We start from the raw sequence: 20,394 nt of genomic DNA on the forward strand, positions 1-20,394 counted from the left end.
AGATCGCCGGAACGCTGCGGGGTCGCCCGTCCTGGCCGGCGTTCCCGCATGATTCCCGCGCACCCGGCGCGGCTGGGGCCCTGGAATAGTCGTTCCGATAGTTTCCATGAACACTCGGAAAGTTAACGTCATCTCGGGGCTAAATCAGGTACGGATACAGGGAAGTCAGGCTCCGAAAGTCCAGAATTCGCCTATCAATCCGGGGATTTCAGCGTCAGAAGTTACTCACGAGTTTCCGATACTCATCTGTTGTTATTGCGTAAACTTTACGATAGTTTCTCTCTGTGATGTGCGTCGCACTGCAGATCAGGGCGACGAAGGCCGAGTGAAGGACAACGATGACCATCCACCCTGAGGACTTGCGGGCTGCAGAGGCGCGGCTGCAGCAACTGCACCAACGAATAGGCGGCATTGCCTACGGCGGCGATTACAACCCCGAGCAGTGGCCGCGCGAAGTGTGGCTTGAGGACGCCAAACTCATGCAGCAAGCCGGTGTGAACCTCGTGACGCTGGCCGTGTTCTCCTGGAGCCGGCTGGAAACCAGTGATGGCGTCTTCGACTTCAGCTGGCTGGACGACGTCATGGATCTGATGCATGGGCACGGCATCGGCGTGGACCTGGCAACACCGGACGCTGTCCCTCCGGCCTGGCTGGTGGAGCAGCACCCGGACATCATGCCGGAACGCCCCGACGGCAGCATCTTTGGATTCGGATCGCGGCAACACTTCGACGTTTCCCACCCGGTGTACCGCGCCAAGTCGCTGGCCCTCGCGGAAAAGATGGGGGAGCGCTACGCCAGCCATCCCGCACTGCGCATGTGGCACGTGGGCAACGAATACGGTCCCACGTCCTATGGCCCGTGGGCTGAGAAGGCATTCCGGGAGTGGCTGCAGCGGAAGTACTCCACGCTGGAGGAACTGAACGAGGCCTGGAGCACGGCAGTGTGGGGCCAGCTGTATTCGGACTGGAACCAGGTTCGCGTTCCGGCCCAGCCGCGGACTTGGTCCAACCCTTCCCGTCGCCTGGACTTTCACCGCTTCACCTCGGACAGCATGCTGGAGCACTTCAAGGCGGAGCGTGACATCCTCCGCCGGCACAGCCCGGACCTGCCGATCGTCACCAACTTCATGCGCTTCTACAAGACCAACGACTACTGGGCATGGGCGGCCGAAGAAGACGCCGCCGCGCTGGACATCTACCCGGACCCGCGCGAGGAAGACGCGCACATCGCTGCTGCGCTGAACTTCGACCTCATGCGTTCACTCCGCCACGGCCAACCGTGGATGGTGATGGAGCAGGCCACCGGCGCGGTCAGCCAATGGTCCGTCAACGTCTCCAAGCTTCCGGGCAAGATGCGGCTCGGTTCGTATCAGGCCATTGCCCAGGGCGCCGACTCGATCCTGTTCTTCCAATGGCGCCAAGCCAAGGGCGGGACTGAGCGTTACCACTCGGCTATGGTGAACCACGCAGGTCCCAACACACGCATCTTCCGTGAGGTGTGTGAGCTGGGACAGGAACTGAAGTCCTTGGATGACCTGACCGGGACCCGCTCTGCGGCCAAAGTTGCCATCGTGTTCGACTGGGACTGCTGGTGGGCGCTGGAGTTGGGCAACTCGCCCCGCTCGGACCTCAACTACGCCCAGGAGGTCCTGCGCTTCTACCGCCCGCTTTTCGACGCCAACATCACGGTCGATTTCGTCAATGCCAACAGCGACCTGTCCGGTTACAACCTGGTGATTTTGCCGGCGTCGTATCTCCTGACGGATGCCGCCGCGGTGCGGGTGGAAAACTACGTGTCCAACGGCGGGCGGGTGGTGGTCTCCTACCTTTCCGGGATCGTGGACCAGGACAACACCATCCGCCTTGGTGGCTACCCGGGTGCTTTGCGGAAAGTCCTCGGGGCGTGGAGCGAAGAGATGCATCCGCTCGCCGGAGAGGGCGAGCAAGTGAAACTTTCAACGCTCGACGGCGGCACCTCCTCGGCGAGCTACTGGACTGAGCATCTGCACGCCGAAACGGCGGAGGTACTGGCCAGCTACTCTTCCGGCCGCCTGGCAGGCACACCAGCGGTGACCCGCAATTCCTTTGGTCTGGGCGCCGCGATGTACCTGTCGGCGCGCGTCGACGAGGACCTCCTCAACCAGTTCCTTGACGACGAACTCCGGACCGCAGGTGTGGAGCCGGAACTGACGGCACCTACGGGAGTCCAGGTCCGCCGTCGTACTGGCACCAGCGCTGACGGTACCCCCAAAAGCTTCCTCATGGTGCTCAACCACAACGACGCGCCCGCCAGCGTGGACGTCGTCGACGGCGGCATGGACCGGATCAGCGGACGCCCGGTCACCGGGCCGGTTGAGCTCCCTGCGAACGGCGTCCTGATTCTCGACGAAACTGTGGAACGGGCGGCGGACTGATGGCACTACGACTGGACGTTCCGCCCAAAGCGGTCGCGGGCCCCGAACCAGGCTCGGCAAAGAAGCGGCGCGACAAGCCTGGAAGCTGGAAGCTGGCCATCAAACGCGACTGGCGTTTGTACACGCTGGTGGCCCTGCCCCTGCTGTATCTCCTGATCTTCAGGTACTTGCCGATGGCGGGCAACGTGATCGCCTTCCGCCAGTTCCAGCCCGGCGGCAGTATCTTCGGCGAGAAGTGGGTTGGCCTCAAGTACGTCACCCTGTTCATCAATGATCCCAGCTTCTGGCAGGCGTTCCAGAACACCATCATCCTGGGTGTCCTGACCCTGGTGTTCTGCTTCCCGATGCCCATCATCTTCGCGCTTCTGCTCAACGAGCTGAGGTCGCAGAAGTTCAAGAAATTCGTGCAGACGGTGGCCTACCTGCCGCACTTCATGTCCGTGGTGATCATCGCCGGCATGATCCTGCAGAACTTCTCCATGAACGGCACCGTGAACCAGATCGCGGAATCCCTGTTCGGCACCACCGTGAACTTCACACAGGATCCGGGCTGGTTCCGGCCCATGTACATCAGCTCCGAGGTGTGGCAGACCATGGGCTGGGGCGCCATCCTCTACCTCGCCGCGCTGACGCGGGTGGACGAGTCACTCTATGAGGCCGCACGGATCGATGGCGCCAACCGCTGGCAGCAGACCTGGCACGTGACCCTTCCAGCCATTCGCCCCACCATCATCACGCTGCTGATCCTGAACATCGGCACGTTCATGGCGGTGGGCTTCGAAAAGATCCTGCTCATCTACAACCCGCTCAACTACGCAACCTCAGACGTCATCTCCACCTACCTGTACCGGGTGGGCCTGGAATCCAGCAACTTCAGCTATGCGGCCGCCATCGGAATGTTCGAATCCGTCATTGGCCTCACGTTGATCCTCTCAGCGAACGCGATCTCCAAGCGCGTCGCAGGAACGAGCCTGTGGTGAACAAGACAGCTACTGCAATCCGGGGCGCCGCAGCCCAAGGTGTCCTCCTGAAGGACATGAAGGTTTCCCGCGGAATGCGGATCTTCCGGGCCTTCAATCTGGTCTTCCTGCTGCTGGTGGTGTTCCTGACGGTGTACCCGTTCCTGAACATCATTGCCCAGTCGTTCTCCAGCGAAGGCTTCATCAACGCCGGGCAGGTCAACCTGTTCCCCATGGGGTTCAACACCGAAACGTACAAGCTGATCCTGGCCGACTCCACCTTCTGGAACAACTACGGCAATACCGTCCTGTACACGGTGGTGGCAACAGCGATATCCATGGTGCTCACCACGGCTTTCGCGTACGCCATTGCCAAGAAGGACCTCAAGGGACGCAGTGTCTTCATTGGCCTGGCCGTGTTCACCATGTTCTTCAACGGCGGGCTCATCCCCAACTACGTGCTCATCAGCTCGCTGGGCATGCGGGACACCATCTGGGCCGTGGTTCTGCCCAACGCCATCAGCGTATTCAACCTGCTCATCATGAAGTCGTTCTTCGAGAACATGCCCCGGGAGCTTGAGGAAGCGGCCTCGATTGATGGGCTTACCCAGTACGGCATTTTGTTCCGGGTGGTCCTGCCGCTCAGCAAAGCAATCATGGCCACCATGGTCCTGTTCTATGCGGTGGCCAACTGGAACTCCTGGTTCCAGGCCTTCCTCTACCTCGACAACCCGGATCTCTTTCCGGTCACCATCTACCTGCGCAACATGATCGCCGGAGTCACCACAGCGGGCTCAGCCGGCGGCACAGCGGAAAACGTCGGCCAGATCGCCGCCAACATCCAGTCGGTCACCATCGTCCTGACCGTCATCCCCATCCTCTGTATCTACCCCTTCGTCCAGAAGTACTTCTTCTCGGGCGTGATGCTCGGTTCCGTCAAGGAATAAGCCTGATGAAAGGACATCCAATGATCCACAAACCTGAGTTCCGCACACGAGATTTTCGCCGGAGAGACTTCCTGGGACTCGCATCCGTGGTCACCATCGGACTGATGATGACCAGCTGCGACGCCGACACCACCGGCAAGGTGGACACGTCCAAGTCCCGCAACGGTGCGATGGACAGCTTCGGCGTAGGGGACACGTTCAAGGCGACGGTGCCGTTGACGTTCACCTTCCTGTTCTCCGACCAGCCCACCTACCCGTACAAGAAGGACTGGCTGCTGTTTACCAAGATGGCCAGCGACAACAACATCACCTTGGAACCCACCATTGTGCCCAACAGCGATTACGAACAGAAGCGCAGCCTGCTCATCAGCTCCGGCAGTGCCCCGGAGATCATCGCCAAGACCTATCCGGGCCAGGAATCGGCCTTTGTCTCGGCCGGTGCGGTGCTCCCGGTCAGCGATTACGTGGACCTGATGCCTCACTTCCAGGAAAAGGTGAAGAAGTGGAAGTTGGAGCCCGAGATTGAAGCCCTGACGCAGGAAGACGGTAAGTACTACGTTCTTCCGGGCCTGCACGAGGAACTGTGGCCGGATTACTCGCTGTGCTTCCGGAAGGACGTGCTGAAGAAGGAAGGTCTCTCCGAGCCCACTACGTGGGACGAATTCCGGGACGTGTTGCGTTCGCTCAAAAAGGCCTATCCCGACGTCGTGCCTTTCTCGGACCGTTTCAAGGGCGACAGTGTCCTCAACGTTGCCGCGCCTTCCTTCGGGACCGTTGCCGGGTGGGGTCTGGTGGATGGATTGCAGTTCGACGAGGACAAGAAGGAATTCGGCTTTGCCGCTGGCTCGGACAAGTTCCAGGAACTGGTGACCTACTTCAACTCGCTGGTGTCCGAGGGCCTGATGGACCCCGAAAGCTTCACACAGACCGATGACTCTGCCATCCAAAAGTTCGTGTCGGGCAAATCGTTCGTTATCAGTGCCAACTCGCAGAACGTCATCACGTACCGCACATCAATGGAGCAGTCCCTGGGCAAGGGCAAGTTCGAGATCGGCAAGATCACCGTCCCCGGCGGTCCTGCCGGCGACATCATCGGTGGAACCCGACTTGAAAACGGACTCATGCTGAACTCGTCGGTGAAGGATAAGGACAGCTTTGTGGCGCTCATCCAGTACATCGACTGGTTGTTCTACAGCGACGCCGGGCAGGAATTCAGCAAGTGGGGCGTAGAAGGAACCACCTTCACCAAGTCCGGCGGTAAGCGCGAACTCGCGGCCGACATCAACTTCCAAGGACTCAACCCCGCCGGTACCAAGGACCTTCGGGTGGACTTCGGCTTCTCCGGAGGCAACTTCGCCTATGGCGGTGCCACCGAGCTGCTGCACTCCACCTTCAACGAAGAGGAACTGGCTTTCCAAAAGGCCATGAAATCCAAGAAGCCGCGCCCGGTTGCTCCGCCAGTACCGTTTAACGACGTCGACCGCGAGCAAGCTACCTTGGCACTCACCCCGCTCAAGGACCACGTCAAGCAGAACACCCTCAAGTTCATCACCGGGCAGCGGAGCATCACTGAGTTCGGCGCCTACGTCAAGGAACTCGATAGCAAGGGCCAGACTAAATACGTTGAGCTGGCGAACAAGGCGTACAAGGCCTACGCGGACAAGAAGTAGTCCTGATGGCAGGCAGGAAGACGGAGTACGGGTCAGGGCCGTTATTCAAAGCAGCTGGCACTGTTTATGGCGTCATGGTCTGCGCCGCTTTGTTGGTGCTGGCCAATGTGTATGTGGTTCTCCTGCCGCTGTTGGCGGGACTCGTGGGTCCTGTGGCGTTGTTGGGGTTCGTGTTGGTGGGCCCCGCTGTGGTGGCTTCCTGCTACGCCTTCAATCGGCTTCCCGCCGGTGAGGACACAGGGGTGTTCCACGACTTCGTGAAGTCGTACCGGGACAACTTTGGGCAGGCCTTGGTGGTGTGGCTTCCTTACATGCTGCTGCTGGGGGCGATCGCGTTCAATCTGGCTGTCCTGCCCGGAACCTCTTCCCCGGGGTCCACCGGTGGAACTGATCCTGTCCAACTGGCCGCGCGCATAGGGCTGGTGGGGCTCGCGCTCATGGTGTGCACAACAGCCATGAACGCGATGCTCCTCCTGTCCCGCTTCGCATTCCGAACACGGGACATCCATCGGTTGTCCGTTTACACCTTGGGCGTGCAGAGGCGGGTGTCACTGGGCAACGCCGGGATCCTCTTCGTCACCGCGTTTGTCCTGGTGATGACCACGGCTTGGCTGGCTTTGTTTGTCGCCGGTTTGGTGTTGTACCTGGTCTGCCTCAACTCGCGCCCACTGTTGGCAGCTGTGGAAGCAAAGTTCACGGTGGCTGGTGGACCGTCCGTGGCTGGCTAGAGGTTCGTCCGCACCACGGCACCTTGGGCGATCACTGTGCTGACCTTTTCCAAAGCCGAGCCATCGGTCAGGGGGTCCGAGTCCACCACCACGACGTCCGCCATGGAGCCGCGAACCAAACGACCAACGTTTTCGCCGCGTCCCAGCAAACGCGCCGCATTGATGGTGGCTGCCTGCAATGCTTCCAAGGGTGTCAGCCCGGCTTCCGCGAGCAAGCGCGCTTCCGTGCCGATCGGCGTCACGTCGGTTCCGAAGGAATCGGTGCCGGCCACAATCGTGACTCCAGCGTCCTTGGCTGCGCGTACCGCGGACTGAAGGATGGGTGTGTACTCCGTTCCGCGTGCGGCCAGGATCGGGTTGGAGGAGCGGGCCATGCTGGTGATGGCATCCATGGTGGGTGTGAAGAAGGTGCCGCGCCGGGCCATCTCCTGGATGGTCCTTTCCGACATGAAGACGCCGTGCTCGATGCTGCGAACCCCGGCGCGGACGGCGCCATCGATTCCTTCGGCGCTGTAGGCATGGCAGAGGACACCGGCTCCCTTGGCTGCCTTGACGATCGCTCCGAGCTGGTCCACGTTGTAGACCAACTCACGGGGATCCTGCTCGGGAAGGCCGGCCCGCGGGTTGGCGCGGGTTTTGATGACCTCGGCGCCGCGCTTGAGGTTGATGCGGGTCAGGTACGCGAGGTCCTGTGGCTCCGTCACGCCACCACTGAGCGTCGCCAAAGGTGCCAAATCCGGATCAGCCAGGAGGGAATCTCCCTGATCCGGTGAGATAAACAGTCCCGCCGGGGTCATCCGGGGCGAGAGGCCGGGAGCCCACGATGGCAGGGCGGCGAGGGCAATGTCCTGGTAGAAAGTGCTCGAACCGCTGCGCACGCTGGTGGCTCCGCCTTGCAGGAGGGCGCGGGCATCGGCCAGTGCATTGGCGTGGACGTGGGCATCGACGAGTCCTGGAAGGACCCATTTGCCCGAGGCATTGAGTCTGCGGGCACGGTTGGCGACGGCGGCAACAGCCTTGCGTGTTTCGTCCCGGCTGCCCACGGCGGCGACCTTGCCGCCGTCGAGCACCAGCACTCCATCTGCCACAGCATCGCCGGTCTTTGGGTCCACCACGGTTCCGCCCTCGATGATGAGCGCCTGGGTGGTCAGCGGCCGGCCAGGATAGTTCGGACCCGACGGCGTGTTGTCCGCAAGAGCGGCGGGCGCTGATGCCAGTTGCGCGGCGATGCCGGCCACGGAAATCCCGGCCAGTGCTGCGGCTCCGGCGAGGATGCCTCGGCGGGGCAACTCACCCTGGGGCTTGGGTGCTGAGGTGTGATCGTGAAGGCACATTGTTAGGCTCCTGGGGAACGAGCTGCTGGGCCGCTACTTGGCTGCGGCTAAGCATTTGGTATTCCAGAATGCCTCAGGCTTGCTGTTCAATGCAAGCAATATCTGCAACTTACCAGGGTGCGCTGCGCGCTTGGTATGCCAAGATGTGGAGTCGATGGTCGGGGACGGGGGCACGCGTCGGCACAGGGAGGCGGCCCGGAAACGAACAAGGTGTAGCCTGGCCCTCCCAATAATCCGACCCAAAAGGTCACTCTCACCCACGCCCGCGGCGCATCCACGCCACACAGGATCTCTATGTTCTGTGGGGTGTGTGGTGGTGGTTGCGTCGGGGTGTTTGGTTTGGGTCGAGGTGGGGTGGGGGGATGAACCAGGGGACGCCTGTTGTCATGTTGATGCGCCATTGTTCTTTGTGGATGAGGTGGTGGTGGTGGCTGCAGAGCAGGGTGCCGTTGTTGGTTGAGGTGGTGCCGCCGTGGGACCAGTAGGTGGTGTGGTGTGCTTCGCACCAGGGGGCGGGGATGGTGCAGTCGGGGAAGGCGCAGCCGCCGTCGCGGGCGGTGATGGCTTTGCGGATGTGGGGTGGGAAGATCCGGGTGGTCCGGCCGATGTCCAGGATCCGGGAGTCGCTGCCGAGCAGGACGGGGATGATGTCGGCGTCGCAGGCGATTTTGCGGATGGTGTCAGGGTGGATCGGCCCGGTGAACGTCGCTGTTCCTGTGCTGAGGGGATTCCGGGTTGTGTCGGTGTCTGGGAGTTGAGTGCCGGTGAGGTGTTCGAAGAGGTCGCGGTGGTCGATGGTGACGGTGAGTTGGGGTCGGAGTCCGCCGTTGGAGGGCAGTTTCCCGGTGCTCATCGCGACGCTGCAGGCGCCGACGAGGCCGTTGAGGTGTTTCTGGGGCCGGGTGCGGCGGTCCAGGTCCGGGCCGGCTGTGTCCTTGGGTCCTTGTGTGGTGAGGCGGGGGTTGGTGGCGGCGTTCATGGCGGTGGCGAGGATTTCGTATTGTTCGTCGGTGGCGAAGATTTCGAGGTGGTGGAGTCCGTGGCGGCGTCGGCGGCGGAGGAACGCGCCTTGGAATTGGCGGAGGATTTCTTCGGTGGGTTCGGGTCCGTCTTGGTCGATCCTGTCGGCCCAGCGTTTGGCCATTTTGGTGACGAAGTCCGGGTCGGTCTCCACGGCGGTGGTGGTCAGGGCGTGTTCCATCCGGGCGATGGTGTCCTGGTCGGTGAGGTGCCGGACCTTGTCCAGGGCGGTGCTGATGATCGACGCCGACCGGGACGGCACCAACGCTGAGGAGAGGGCTGCGGCGAGGACTTCGCGGCGGGCCGGGATTTCCTGTCCGGTCATGCCCGTCTGGGGGAGGACTTCGGCGGCGAGGGCAAGCCGTCGCCGGGCCTCGCCAATGCCGATCCGCAACCGTGCCCGCAGGAACTCGGCCGCGTTCCGGTACCCATCATCCAAGACACTGGCCGCCCCCGGAACTGTTGCCTCCGGATCTGTTGTGCCCGTGGCTTGGTCAGTCCAGCCCGTCCGCCATTCCGGCGCGGCTGCCGAGGACCCTGGCTTCGTTTGCTGAGCTTCCGTCCGGGACCGTTCCACCGCCTGCGCCGCAACAACCTGCAAGTACTCCACACACCGGGAGATCTCCTCCACCCGGCCGGCAAAGTCAGCAGCCTCAACAAACCCCAACAGAGAAGCCTCATCCGAGGCGGACAAGCGTGCGGAGTCCAGAAGTGCAGCGCTGTCGTTAAGAAGCTCTGTCAGGTTCAGCCCGCCAGATGCCTTGGGACCAGGACGCTGAGTGTCGAAACGTTGGACTGGCTGAGCCGACTTGGAGCCAAGGCTGGTCCGGGGATTCCGCTGAGCCTTAGGGATCGATCCTGTCTTTTGGGCCGAAACGTCGGCCGGGGCGGGGCCCGTTAGCGATGAAGCCCGGGCGGATTTGGCCTTACTGTTTGGCAGCCCAGCGCCGTGGAAGCGGCCGGTCCAGGTGACGGGCACCGTCGAATCCTTGAACCCGGCCTTATGCAATTCCGGCCTGCTCAAGAAGCGTCGTGACCGGACCGCGGTCAGGGCAGCCACAGCAGGGGACGATTCCGCCCTGAGCGCCGAAAACTGCCCCGTTTCTTCCATAAGAACATCGTGTCAGGGGGGTCCGACATTATTAGGCCTCGACTACCCGGTGACCTGTTCCCGCAAAATATCTGCGTGCCCGCAGTGCTGCGCGAGCTCCCGCAGCATGTGGAGGTAGACCCAGCGGAGGGGGAGTGGGCCGCGGCGGTTTCCCAGCAGCAGATCGTCGAGGGCAAGCGCAGCGGCCGCGCGCCGGGACGCCTCGCACGCTTCCAAGTGAGCCGCTTGAATGCTGGCAATGGTGTCGTGGTCGTCCAGGATGAACGACTCATCAGGCGACGCCGGGATGCCAATATCCGCTCTGGACCTTCGCGTGATGGCTTCGTCGAACCACACCTTCTCCACGAAGGTCGCATGCTTCACCAAGCCCAGAAGCGTTGTACGCGAGGCGACCAACCGCCGTCGTGCTTGTTCTTCAGTGAGTCCATCGAGGGATGCGTTGAGGGCCCTGCGATGCTCGTCCAGAAACGTATCGAACTGGGTCCGGGCGTCCTGTTTGATGACGTCATCGGCGAACGTCTGCGGCAGTGCACTCATCCGAAAACCACCGTGCCGTCGTCGTTGATCCCCCAGCCGGGGTTGTGGGCGATCTCCCAGACGATGCCGTTCGGATCCTTGACGTGGCCGTGGAAGATGCCGCCAAACGCCCCCGTCTGCGCAGGCTTCACCACCGTTGCGCCAGCCGCCACCAAGGCATCGATGGTGCTGGCGACTTCCGCAGGGCTGCCGACGTTGTGCGACAGCGTCACGCCGCTGACTCCCGCCGTCGGTGCAGCGGCGCCGAGGTCCTGGTCGAACTTTTCGGCGTCGAACAGGCCGAGCATCAGCCCTGGCGCTATCTGGAAGAAGAGGATCTCGCCCGGAACGTCCATGGCCGGATCCCAACCGAGCCCGTCCTTATAGAAGGCGCGCGCGGCGTCGAGATCCTTGGTGGCGAACGTGAGGAAATGCAGTCGCTGGTCCATAGGGGAAGCCTATCGGGAGGGGACGACAGTGGTGCCACAATGAAGGCATGGCCAAACCAGCGCAGCCAAGGTCCCGCCGAGCGGCGTCATGGATGCTGGTGCTGGCCGTGTTCCTCGCCATGGGCGCTGTCGGGTGCAGCCCTTCTTTGGGTTCACCGCCCTGTATGCCTCCCGAATACCAAGTGACCCCTTCGTCCGCCAGGCCCGGTGAAGCGGTGACGGTTTCGGCGCTGGATGCCAAGTGCGATCCCCGCTACGGAAAGAAGGCGGCGGTCCTGATTGTCGTCACAGATGCGGCCGGTGCTGAGGTCGTCAACACGACAGCCCCGATGTCCGACGCAGGCGCGTTCGCCTACACCTTTGACGTGCCGCAGCAGACGGCCTCGGGAGCAGCGTCTGTGTATGCCGTTCCGCACGGCGTGGATTGGTGCGACGACACGGGCCGGAACAACCGGGTGGGACAAGGGGAGTTGCCCCTGGAAAGGGCTTCCTGTGCCATGCGAACCGAGCCACTCACCATCTCTCGCTGAGAAACCCGCCTAATCCGCCCTGCCTGTTGAGCCCACGTTCGAGCCAGTGGGAGGATGGAGCAGTGGAACCCCTCTTCGACTTCCTTGGCAGTTACTGGTGGCTCATTTTCCCAATCGGCGGAATGGCTGGTGGCTGGGCAAGGTCGTGGTCCAAGGCCAGCGAGGAACGGCATCGCCGCAAGGTGGAGTTGCTCAAGCTGAAGAACCAGTTGGCGGTGCACGAGGAAGCCAACCAGGCCGAGGTAGTCTCGCTGATTGCTGCCCATGATTCTGTGAACCACAGGTGGCTCGACTACGAGCTCGACGTCGGTAACCTCATTGATTTCCCCCTCATGACCGACGTCCGTGAACCACTGACGGTTGCGTTCCTGCGCGCCAAGAAAGAAGCCGACGGCTTGCGGCCCGGAACACCGGAAGAGATTTCGACGCCGGCCCGGCTGGCTGAGTATCGGGCAGCAGTCCACAGCTACGAACTCGCTTTCGATGTGGCCGAACGCGAAGCCAGACGCATCAAGGACGGCAACTTCAGCGGCCCCGAACGCCAACGACTGGCCACAGCGAGGAAGCTCTTGCGCATCGCGGAGGACACTGCCGCCACCCCCGCCGAACGGCAGACGGCGTACAAGCGGGCCCGCAAGGAACTCGATGGCCTGATCGTGCTGCCGGAGGCAACGGTTGCCGCACTTGAGAGCAGGATTGTCAGCATGTTGGATGCCCGCAAGGACCCGGATACGGACGTGCGGTTCGCTTGACGCCTCGGTGGCGTGTGGGGGGAAGGCACAGCAGCTAGGTCAACTCCACACCCATCACTGTCCGCACGATTGATTCGCCCCGATCGTCCTCGAGGTGCCGCATCCCAAGCCGCTCAGCAACACGACGCGAAGCCGCGTTGTCCGGGTGGATGATGGCCACCAGTAACGCCGCCCCGACTGTGCCGCGCGCATATTCCAAACACGCCAAAGCCGCTTCTGACGCATACCCTCGCCCCTGAAGGTCAGCCCGAACGTGGTAGCCGACCTCAAGTTCGGATCGCCCATTGACGTTCTGCCACGTCAGTCCGCAGTCGCCAACGAATTCGCCGTCGTGCGTTTCGATAATCCACAGCCCGTACCCGTGGCGGGTGTAGTTGTCCCGGTTCCACTCGATCCAGGCTGCTGCTTCGTCACGGGTTTTTGGTGCAGGGTAGTACGTCATCACCAGGGGATCACCAAGGATCGAGCTCATCACGTCGAGATCAGCAAGGGTCATCTCGCGGAAACGCAACCGGTCCGTGGGGTGGGGAAGCATTTCAGAAGCCTACCCGCAGCAGGAACGCTAGCCCCGCCGCACCTCCACCGGCGTCAGCATCTCCCTCTCGAACCCCACTACGCGGCGGGGCCCGTGCAGGATCACCTCATGGGAGGCGGCGTCGGACGTGCTGGACGTCGAAACGTGCAGCTTCACCAGCCCTGGCGTCACCACTCGTTGAAGATCCAGGCCGGTGAAGGAGGTCCGGTCGGCGTGAACCACAAAATTCACGACGGCGGACGCCCCGGCTTCCAGCTCGACGCGCGAGTATCCGATCAGCTCGCGCACCGGACGAACCACTTCGCCCACTGGATCTTCCAGGTACAGCTGAACGACCTCGGCGCCACCACGCGATCCAGTGTTCGTGACCGTACAGCTCACGGTGATCGAGTCCGACGTCGACATCGTGGGTGCGCTGCACTGGTGCCCGGACAGCTCAAAGGTCGTATAGGACAGGCCGTGCCCGAAGCCGAACAAAGGCGAGGGGTCCAGTGCACTGACCCCGCTGGGTCCAGCGAGCTTCGAATGCAGGTACGTGCCGGGTTGGCCACCGGGGGAGCGTGGCACGGAGACGGGCAGTTTGCCGGAGGGATTGACGACGCCGGTTAGAACATCCCAGAGGGCCGGACCGCCTTCCTCCCCGGGGAAGAAGCCCTGGACCATCGCATCGGCGCGGTCAACGAAGTCGCCCAAAGCGTAGGGCCGACCGCTGAGCACCACCACCACGGCACGTGTCCCGGAATCGGCGCACGTGGTCAAAACACGGTCCAGCATCCGGTGCTGGTCGCCCGGGAGGCGGAGGTCGGCGGCATCGTTGCCTTCGCCCGACGTGCCGCGGCCGAACAGTCCAGCGTTGTCGCCGACCACCACCACGCAGGTGTCCACGGAGGAAGCTACCTGGCAGGCTTCGGCGATCTGTTCTTCCGTGGCCGACTCACAGTTGCCGGTGACAGCCGTAAGCAAAGTCCCGAAGCGCTTAGCCGCGACGTCCGCAACTGAAGGTACTGAAATACCCATGGGCACGTCGGGATGGGAGGCACCGACGTGGGCATCGAAGGAGTAGCAGCCGAGCATCGCGAAGGGGTCGTCGGCCAGTGGTCCCACAACGCCCAGCGAACCGGCCGGATCGAGAGGCAGGGTCGGAGCCCCACCGAATTCCCGGTTGCTCAACAACACCAAGGACTGGGCTGCCAACTGTCGCGCCAACGCACGGTTTTCGGCAGGATCAAGATCAATCACACCGGACATCGCTGGCGGAACAGCAGAGAAGTCAGGCGACAACAGCCCTACCTCGGCCTTCTGCGTCAGGACCCGTCGCAGGGCGTCGTCAACAACGGACTCGCCCAGCGCTCCTTCCTGGATGCGGCGCAGCAGCGGCTCGCCAAAACAGTTAACTGTAGGAAGTTCGACGTCGACGCCGGCGCTCAGGGCCAGCACTGCGGCGTCACCGGAATCTGCGGCCACGCCGTGCGTAACGTCAAGGAACGCGACGCCGAAGTAGTCGGCAACCACAGTCCCTGCGAAACCCCATTCCTCACGAAGCAGCCCGGTCAGGAGGGCACGGTTCGCGGCGGCCGGTACGCCGTCGACGTCGGTATAGGCGTGCATCACCGAGCGGGGACCGCCGTGGCGGATCGCCATTTCAAACGGCGGCAGCATGACGTCTGCGAGTTCGCGGGGGCCCATGGAGACGGGCGCGTGATTGCGGCCCGCTTGGGAAGCTGAGTAGCCGACGAAGTGTTTGAGCGTGGCAACGATGCCAGTGGATTCGAGGCCTTGGACGTAGGCGGTTGCCACCGTCCCCACCAGGTACGGGTCCTCGCCAATGGTCTCTTCCACGCGGCCCCACCGGAGATCGCGCACAACGTCCAGCACCGGAGCCAGGCCCTGGTGAACGCCCAGGGACCGCATGCTGGTCCCGATCCGTGACGCCATCTGCCGCACAAGAGCAGGGTTGAACGTGGCACCCCACGCCAGCGGGACGGGAAAGGCGGTGGCCTTCCACGCCGCCAGGCCTGCCAGGCATTCCTCGTGAACCTGCGCCGGAATGCCGAAACGGGACGCGGCCATGATCTGTGACTGCGCGGCGGCCAGGCGGTGGGCACCCTCGGCGGGCTCCACTGGAACGGTGCCGTACATGCGCGTGATCTGCCCGAGCCCATTGGCGATGATGTCATCCCACGAGCGGGTGTCTCCGGCCATCTGGCTCTGCAGCGGAGCAACGGAGTCGCCGTCAGTGGAAGCGTTGACCCACACACCCACCAACTGCGCGAGCTTCTCCTCAAGGGTCATTTCACGGATGAGGTGCTCGACGACGTCCGACGCTGGAATGCGGGCAAGTGCTTGCTGATCGGCGGCGCCGGTGCTCACGGGCTTCTCCTTGAAGTCAGTTGATTGTTTTTAGAAACTATCAGAAACATCCATTTACTTTCCATAGTCCTAAACCCTTGACTTGGCCTAACCGTCCTTCGTAGCGTTGGTCACTGAAGCGGAAGCACAACGCGTTGGATGTCGGAGAACTTCCATAACCGCTAAGAAACTTTCGTAAATCACCACATCGAATCCTGACGGAGAAGCTCACATGCAGACGTACAAAGTGGCCATCGTGGGAACGGGGGGAATCGCGGCAGTGCACGCGTCCAACCTGGCCCGCACCGACAACCGGGCGGAGTTGGTGGCAGCGTGCGATGTTGACGATGCACGCCTGCAGTCCTTCGCCGACGAGCACCGGATATCCGGCCGCTACCGGAGCCTCACCGAGTTGCTGGCCGAAGCCAAACCGGACATCGTGCACCTGTGCACCCCGCCGATGATGCATATCGACCAAGCGATTGAGTGCCTCGAAGCCGGCGCGCACGTCTTGTCCGAAAAGCCGCCAGCCCTCAGCCTGGCCGACTTTGACCGCCTTCATTCCGCGGCAGCCAAGGGTGGTGCGCAGTTCTCGTGCGTGTTCCAGCACCGCTTCGGAGACGCCTCAGCCGCGGCCCGAACCCTGATTGGCGGCAGCGACTTCGGCCGTCCGCTGGTGGCCCGCTGCGACACCCTCTGGTACCGCCCCGACGAGTACTTCGACCTCCCTTGGCGCGGTACATGGAAGGCCGAGGGCGGCGGACCCACCATGGGTCACGGCATCCACCAGTTCGATCTTCTCCTCCACCTGCTGGGCCCGTGGGAAGAGGTCAACGCCATCGCCTCGCGGCAAGCCCGGGCCACCTCCACCGAGGATTTCTCGGCCGCGCTGGTCCGATTCGAGAACGGCGCCGCCGCCACCGTCATCAACTCACTGCTCTCGCCGCGCGAAACTTCGGACATCCGCGTCGACTGCGAATTCGCAACGATCGAACTCAGCCACCTCTACGGCTACGGCACCAAGGACTGGACCATCACGGCGGCGCCCGGACATGAGGACGCCGTTGCGGGCGCCTGGGCCGGGCAGCCGTTGGAGCGGGGAAGCGGCCACTCCGCGCAGTTCCTCGCCATGTATGACGCGCTCGACGCCGGACTGCCGCTCCCAGCCGACGCGGACTCAGCGCGGCAAACGCTGGAGTTCGCTGCCGCGATTTACGCCTCTGCCTTCACCGGCCAGCCCGTGAGGCGCGGAGACATTGTTCCGGGCCATGCCTTCTACGAGGGAATGGATGGCGAAGGACGCGGCACCCGTGTCCTTGCTTCCACAGCCCGCGCCTAAACCCACACCCAACCGGAGATCCCTGATGACCACCACAGCCCAGACCGCCCTGACCGGGACCATTAGCTATACCGACGATGGCCGATCCCTGACTTTCACCGTTGGAGCCCAGGACATCGCCACCTACACGTATCTGCCCGACGACGAGCAATACGAAAGCCCCCGACCGTTCTTCCACCCGCTCACCACCTTGGAAGGCGACGAAGTCACCATCTCCAGGCCGTGGGATCACGTGTGGCACAAGGGCCTGTCGTGGGCACTGCCCAACGTGGGTGAACACAATTTCTGGGGCGGAGCCACCTACACCCGCGAGACCGGCTACGCGAACCTGGACAACAACGGGGCCATGAACCACAAGGCTTTTACCAGCATCGAAGATTCCGGCGCAGGGATCACGGCCGCCGAGTCCCTGCTTTGGACCGGGCAACCAGCCGGGTCCGGGCAGGAAGGCAAGCCGCTCATCGCCGAGAAGCGCCGGTTCAGAGTCCAACTGCTGCCCGCAGGCAATGCGTGGGCCCTCCTCTTCGAAACGGAGATGAGCAACGTTTCCGGCACAGAAATCGGCATCGGCAGCCCCACCACGGAGGGCCGGGACAACGCAGGCTACGGCGGCCTGTTCTGGAGGGGACCGCGCTCCTTCACCGGCGGCGAATTCCGCTCCGAGGCAGGGACAGGCGCCGACGAGTTCATGGGCACCCGCTCAGCCTGGATCGCCTTCACCGGGCAGCACGACCTCACCTGCCGGAAGTCCAGCATCATGTTCGTCGAGGACCAGGAAAACCCGGGTGCCTCCAACCAATGGTTCGCACGCTCCTCGATGTTCGCCTGCCTGGGTTCGGCCCCGTTCTTCAGCGAAGTAGTCCCTCTCAAGGAGGGCGAACCGCTCACGTACCGGTACGCCGTCGTGATCTCCGACGGGTCCCTGGAAGACCAGCAAGCCGCTGCACTCGCCGACGCCGCCAAGGGCGCCTTGGATGCTTGGGCCTGACCATGTGCACCTCCTTTCCTGGCGCCACGGCGGTCTCTGAGGTCAGCATCTACCACTGGCCGGGCCTGGACGGCGCGGCCGGCGGATCGCCCCATCTGCATACCGCGTCGACAGAGGCGTATGTGGTGCAGCAAGGGACCGGCCGCTTGGAGACGCTGGACTCGCGTGGCTTCACCACCACGGCGCTGGCTCCCGGGACGGTTGTCTGGTTTACACCGGGCACCGTGCACCGTGCCATCAATGACTCGGGCGACCTCAGGGTGCTGGTTGTCATGCAGAACGCCGGGCTGCCCGAGAACGGCGACGCCGTCATGACCTTCCCGCCCGAGCACCTGGTGGACGTGGAGACCTACTCACGCGCAGCGTCCCTGCAGTCAAAGAACGCCGACGGCGGTGACGCGGCTGCGGAGGCGGCCGCGCGCCGTCGTCGGGACCTGGCTTTGGAGGGGTATCTGGAGTTGAAGGCCGCCGTGCTGGAATCGGGCGTTGCGGCGCTCGCCGATTTCCACGCGTCGGCTGCGCGGTTGGTCAGCGCCAAGACGGCGGGTTGGCGGGACCTTCTCAGCGGGGGAGCGGAGCGGCAGGCGGTCGTGACCGGCAAGCAGTTGGAGTCTCTTGAGTCGATGGAAAGTTTCTACTTGCAGGATGCGAGGACTACGATGGGCGAACGGAAAACCCGCCGGATTTACGGCATGTGTGGTCGTATCCAGGCCTGGGAACTTTCCGAAACTGCAATCGTCGGGACGTGATTCCTGGCTGGAAGGGTGGGGACCCATGGTGACCAAGCAGGACTCGGGGCGGGCTACGATCAGCGAGATCGCCCGGGAGGCCGGCGTGTCCGTGCCCACGGTTTCCAAGGTCCTCAACGGCCATGCCCACGTTGCAGCAGCCACCCGCGCGAAGGTTGAAGAAATCATCGCCAGGCGTGACTATGCGCGGCGGCCGGCCAAGCGCAGCAAGAAAGCCGGCCTCATCGACCTCGTATTCCCGGGCATGGGCTCGGAATGGGCGTGCGAGATCATCGAGGGCGTGGAACGCGTTGCGCAGGAGGCCGGGTACGGCACCGTGGTCAGCAGCTTGTCGCTGGATGGATCGCGGATCCGCCCGTGGCTGGCGAACCTTGCGGAGCGAAAGTCCGACGGCGTGCTGCTCGCCGTGTACGAACTGGACTCCAAGCAGATCCAGCGGATCAAGTCGCTCGGCATTCCGGTGATCCTGATCGATCCGGTGGGTCAGCCGGGGCCGGACCTCATGACGGTTGGTGCCGCGAACTGGGACGGTGCCTTCTCGGCAACTGAGCACCTGTTGAAGCTCGGTCACACCAGGATCGGCATGATCGGTGGGCGTGAAGATTTGCAGTGCAGCAGTGCACGCGAGGATGGGTACCTGGCTGCACTGAGGCGTGCCGGCGTGGAAGTTGACCCTTCGTTGATGGTGCCCGGCGATTTCTCCACCGAGTCCGGGGCGCGAGGGACCGAGGCCCTGTTGGCGCTTCCCCAGCGGCCCACGGCGATCTTCACCGGGAACGACGCCCAGGCGCTCGGAGCCTACCGCGCAGCACGCTCCGCCGGGCTACGCATCCCGGAGGACCTCTCGATCATCGGCTTCGACGACATTCCCGCAGCCGAATGGATCGAACCCGGCCTCACCACCATCCGCCAACCCGTGGTCCAGATGGCAGAAACCGCCATGCGCGCGCTGCTCCGGCACCTCGAAGGTGATGAGGAGCTGCCGCAGCGGATTGAGCTGGGAACTGAATTGGTAGTGAGGGGCTCGACGGCGGCGGCTAGGGCCCGCTAGCCTCGACGGATTCCAGGAACAGGGGGACCAGCGGGTCCTTGTTTCCGGCCAACCACGCGGTTCCGATGCTCCACGTCGAGGACTCAAGGTCGATGGGCACCAAACGTACGCCTTCAGGAATGATGGCGGATGTGCTGGCGGGAACAACGGCGGAGCCGGCGCCTGCGGCGACGAGCGCCAGCACTGTAAGCAGGTCGGACGTTTCGTACAGGACATGTGGATGTGCGCCAAGGTCCGTGTACAGCATGCCGGTTTGAGCCGCCAGGCCGGGGCCGCGTTCCGGATCCAGACGGATGACGGGGCGGCCGTCGAGGTACTCCCGGAGTGATTCACGCGTGGATGGGGGAACCGGTTCAGCGCTCGGAATCGCAAGGGCCAAGCGATCGCGGCGAATCATCCGGGTGGCAATGTCTGGTGGGGCCGGCAGTCGAACGAAACCGATGCCAAGGGCCCCGCTGCGCAAGGCATCGAACTGCACCGACGATGACATGTCTTCCAGCCCGATGTCGATCGCGGGGTGTTTGGTCCGGAAATCGGCCACGGCGCGCGGGGCAACGTCGATCGCTGACATGCCGAATCCGACGTTCAGCACACCTTCCGCCCCCGCTGCGACACGTTCCATTCTCTGGGTGAGTGCGTCCGCCCTGCGCACAAGGTCAATCGCATCGGCAAGCAACGCTTCTCCGGCAGTGGTGAGTGCGGCCCCGTGTCGTCCCCGCGTGAACAGCAGGCTTCCTGATTGCCGCTCCAGGAATTGGATCTGCTTGGTCAGGTTGGATTGCGTGGTGGAGAGTGACTTCGCCGCCAGACCGAAATTCCCGGCTTCGGCAACAGCAATGAAGGAGCGCAACAGACGTAGTTCCATTCATGGACCATAGGTTCATTCCAAAAAGGAATCAAATCGCATCAAATATTCATTGGACGGAATGGGAAGGGGAGACCAGCATGGAAGG

The 20,394-nt window shown here is 63.2% G+C and carries 18 protein-coding genes; 11 read left to right on the top strand and 7 right to left on the bottom strand.

The features are described from left to right. Positions 1 to 338: 338 nt before the first annotated feature. Genes N7568_RS04840 through N7568_RS04860 form a run of 5 tightly spaced genes read left to right on the top strand, consistent with a single transcriptional unit; the run spans position 339 to position 6,718 of the window. Entirely contained in the window at positions 339 to 2,414 is a 2,076-nt protein-coding gene (locus N7568_RS04840; protein ID WP_261608764.1) for a beta-galactosidase, read from the top strand. Continuing rightward, positions 2,414 to 3,394, top strand: coding sequence for an ABC transporter permease (locus N7568_RS04845; RefSeq protein WP_261608765.1), 981 nt, complete (start codon positions 2,414 to 2,416; stop codon positions 3,392 to 3,394). The genes N7568_RS04840 and N7568_RS04845 overlap by 1 nt, the downstream gene beginning before the upstream one ends. A gap of 56 nt (positions 3,395 to 3,450) precedes the next feature. Beyond that, positions 3,451 to 4,320 (top strand): carbohydrate ABC transporter permease, encoded by an 870-nt coding sequence (locus N7568_RS04850; protein WP_306422640.1) that lies wholly within the window; start codon positions 3,451 to 3,453, stop codon positions 4,318 to 4,320. Positions 4,321 to 4,325: 5 nt separating this feature from the next. Beyond that, positions 4,326 to 5,990, top strand: a complete 1,665-nt coding sequence (locus tag N7568_RS04855; protein WP_306422591.1) for an ABC transporter substrate-binding protein — start codon at positions 4,326 to 4,328, stop codon at positions 5,988 to 5,990. A gap of 5 nt (positions 5,991 to 5,995) precedes the next feature. Then, positions 5,996 to 6,718 (top strand): YesL family protein, encoded by a 723-nt coding sequence (locus N7568_RS04860; protein ID WP_261608768.1) that lies wholly within the window; start codon positions 5,996 to 5,998, stop codon positions 6,716 to 6,718. Here the strand turns inward: N7568_RS04860 and N7568_RS04865 are convergent. The 4 genes from N7568_RS04865 to N7568_RS04880 all read right to left on the bottom strand — a co-directional run bounded on the left by N7568_RS04865 (position 6,715) and on the right by N7568_RS04880 (position 11,148). Beyond that, complete coding sequence (locus N7568_RS04865) at positions 6,715 to 8,052, bottom strand: amidohydrolase family protein (protein WP_261608769.1); 1,338 nt, start codon at positions 8,050 to 8,052, stop codon at positions 6,715 to 6,717. The genes N7568_RS04860 and N7568_RS04865 overlap by 4 nt on opposite strands. Before the next feature lie 292 nt (positions 8,053 to 8,344). Next, positions 8,345 to 10,183 (bottom strand): HNH endonuclease signature motif containing protein, encoded by a 1,839-nt coding sequence (locus N7568_RS04870; RefSeq protein ID WP_261608770.1) that lies wholly within the window; start codon positions 10,181 to 10,183, stop codon positions 8,345 to 8,347. Positions 10,184 to 10,225: 42 nt separating this feature from the next. Further along, positions 10,226 to 10,720 carry a DinB family protein gene (locus N7568_RS04875; protein ID WP_261608771.1) on the bottom strand — a complete coding sequence of 165 codons (495 nt, stop codon included), beginning with the start codon at positions 10,718 to 10,720 and terminating at the stop codon, positions 10,226 to 10,228. Then, complete coding sequence (locus N7568_RS04880; protein ID WP_261608772.1) at positions 10,717 to 11,148, bottom strand: VOC family protein; 432 nt, start codon at positions 11,146 to 11,148, stop codon at positions 10,717 to 10,719. The genes N7568_RS04875 and N7568_RS04880 overlap by 4 nt, the downstream gene beginning before the upstream one ends. Before the next feature lie 47 nt (positions 11,149 to 11,195). Between N7568_RS04880 and N7568_RS04885 the strand changes: the two genes are divergently transcribed. Both N7568_RS04885 and N7568_RS04890 read left to right on the top strand, forming a co-directional pair. Next, a complete protein-coding gene (locus N7568_RS04885) occupies positions 11,196 to 11,678 on the top strand; it encodes a hypothetical protein (protein ID WP_261608773.1) in 483 nt (160 codons plus the stop codon). A gap of 62 nt (positions 11,679 to 11,740) precedes the next feature. Then, positions 11,741 to 12,430 (top strand): hypothetical protein, encoded by a 690-nt coding sequence (locus N7568_RS04890; RefSeq protein ID WP_261608774.1) that lies wholly within the window; start codon positions 11,741 to 11,743, stop codon positions 12,428 to 12,430. A gap of 34 nt (positions 12,431 to 12,464) precedes the next feature. On the opposite strand, the gene N7568_RS04895 is transcribed toward N7568_RS04890, so the two are convergent. Together N7568_RS04895 and N7568_RS04900 are read right to left on the bottom strand one after the other, a co-directional pair. After that, entirely contained in the window at positions 12,465 to 12,965 is a 501-nt protein-coding gene (locus N7568_RS04895) for a GNAT family N-acetyltransferase (RefSeq protein WP_261608775.1), read from the bottom strand. 27 nt (positions 12,966 to 12,992) lie between these two features. Continuing rightward, positions 12,993 to 15,335 (bottom strand): glycoside hydrolase family 3 N-terminal domain-containing protein, encoded by a 2,343-nt coding sequence (locus N7568_RS04900; RefSeq protein ID WP_261608776.1) that lies wholly within the window; start codon positions 15,333 to 15,335, stop codon positions 12,993 to 12,995. 211 nt (positions 15,336 to 15,546) lie between these two features. On the opposite strand from N7568_RS04900, the gene N7568_RS04905 reads away from it, so the two are divergent. From N7568_RS04905 to N7568_RS04920, 4 genes are read left to right on the top strand one after another with little or no spacing between them, the layout of a single operon-like run. Continuing rightward, positions 15,547 to 16,653 carry a Gfo/Idh/MocA family protein gene (locus N7568_RS04905; protein WP_261608777.1) on the top strand — a complete coding sequence of 369 codons (1,107 nt, stop codon included), beginning with the start codon at positions 15,547 to 15,549 and terminating at the stop codon, positions 16,651 to 16,653. 25 nt (positions 16,654 to 16,678) lie between these two features. Further along, positions 16,679 to 17,641, top strand: coding sequence for a PmoA family protein (locus N7568_RS04910; protein ID WP_261608778.1), 963 nt, complete (start codon positions 16,679 to 16,681; stop codon positions 17,639 to 17,641). Positions 17,642 to 17,643: 2 nt separating this feature from the next. Next, complete coding sequence (locus N7568_RS04915; RefSeq protein WP_261608779.1) at positions 17,644 to 18,390, top strand: cupin domain-containing protein; 747 nt, start codon at positions 17,644 to 17,646, stop codon at positions 18,388 to 18,390. Positions 18,391 to 18,415: 25 nt separating this feature from the next. Continuing rightward, the gene (locus tag N7568_RS04920; RefSeq protein ID WP_261608780.1) at positions 18,416 to 19,441 is read left to right on the top strand and encodes a LacI family DNA-binding transcriptional regulator; all 1,026 of its coding nucleotides are present in this window, start codon (positions 18,416 to 18,418) and stop codon (positions 19,439 to 19,441) included. Here the strand turns inward: N7568_RS04920 and N7568_RS04925 are convergent. Further along, complete coding sequence (locus N7568_RS04925) at positions 19,428 to 20,306, bottom strand: LysR family transcriptional regulator (protein WP_261608781.1); 879 nt, start codon at positions 20,304 to 20,306, stop codon at positions 19,428 to 19,430. The genes N7568_RS04920 and N7568_RS04925 overlap by 14 nt on opposite strands. Positions 20,307 to 20,394: the final 88 nt, after the last annotated feature.

This window comes from Paenarthrobacter aurescens, from assembly GCF_025421775.1.
GTDB classification, from domain to species: domain Bacteria; phylum Actinomycetota; class Actinomycetes; order Actinomycetales; family Micrococcaceae; genus Arthrobacter; species Arthrobacter aurescens_B.

Coding starts and splice junctions, on each gene's coding strand:
- N7568_RS04920 (WP_261608780.1), top strand. CDS start 18,416: ATGGTGACCAAGCAGGACTCGGGGCGGGCTACGATCAGCGAGATCGCC.
- N7568_RS04880 (WP_261608772.1), bottom strand. CDS start 11,148: ATGGACCAGCGACTGCATTTCCTCACGTTCGCCACCAAGGATCTCGAC.
- N7568_RS04905 (WP_261608777.1), top strand. CDS start 15,547: ATGCAGACGTACAAAGTGGCCATCGTGGGAACGGGGGGAATCGCGGCA.
- N7568_RS04850 (WP_306422640.1), top strand. CDS start 3,451: ATGAAGGTTTCCCGCGGAATGCGGATCTTCCGGGCCTTCAATCTGGTC.
- N7568_RS04885 (WP_261608773.1), top strand. CDS start 11,196: ATGGCCAAACCAGCGCAGCCAAGGTCCCGCCGAGCGGCGTCATGGATG.
- N7568_RS04895 (WP_261608775.1), bottom strand. CDS start 12,965: ATGCTTCCCCACCCCACGGACCGGTTGCGTTTCCGCGAGATGACCCTT.
- N7568_RS04860 (WP_261608768.1), top strand. CDS start 5,996: ATGGCAGGCAGGAAGACGGAGTACGGGTCAGGGCCGTTATTCAAAGCA.
- N7568_RS04845 (WP_261608765.1), top strand. CDS start 2,414: ATGGCACTACGACTGGACGTTCCGCCCAAAGCGGTCGCGGGCCCCGAA.
- N7568_RS04875 (WP_261608771.1), bottom strand. CDS start 10,720: ATGAGTGCACTGCCGCAGACGTTCGCCGATGACGTCATCAAACAGGAC.
- N7568_RS04925 (WP_261608781.1), bottom strand. CDS start 20,306: ATGGAACTACGTCTGTTGCGCTCCTTCATTGCTGTTGCCGAAGCCGGG.
- N7568_RS04870 (WP_261608770.1), bottom strand. CDS start 10,183: ATGGAAGAAACGGGGCAGTTTTCGGCGCTCAGGGCGGAATCGTCCCCT.
- N7568_RS04915 (WP_261608779.1), top strand. CDS start 17,644: ATGTGCACCTCCTTTCCTGGCGCCACGGCGGTCTCTGAGGTCAGCATC.
- N7568_RS04865 (WP_261608769.1), bottom strand. CDS start 8,052: ATGTGCCTTCACGATCACACCTCAGCACCCAAGCCCCAGGGTGAGTTG.
- N7568_RS04840 (WP_261608764.1), top strand. CDS start 339: ATGACCATCCACCCTGAGGACTTGCGGGCTGCAGAGGCGCGGCTGCAG.
- N7568_RS04910 (WP_261608778.1), top strand. CDS start 16,679: ATGACCACCACAGCCCAGACCGCCCTGACCGGGACCATTAGCTATACC.
- N7568_RS04855 (WP_306422591.1), top strand. CDS start 4,326: ATGAAAGGACATCCAATGATCCACAAACCTGAGTTCCGCACACGAGAT.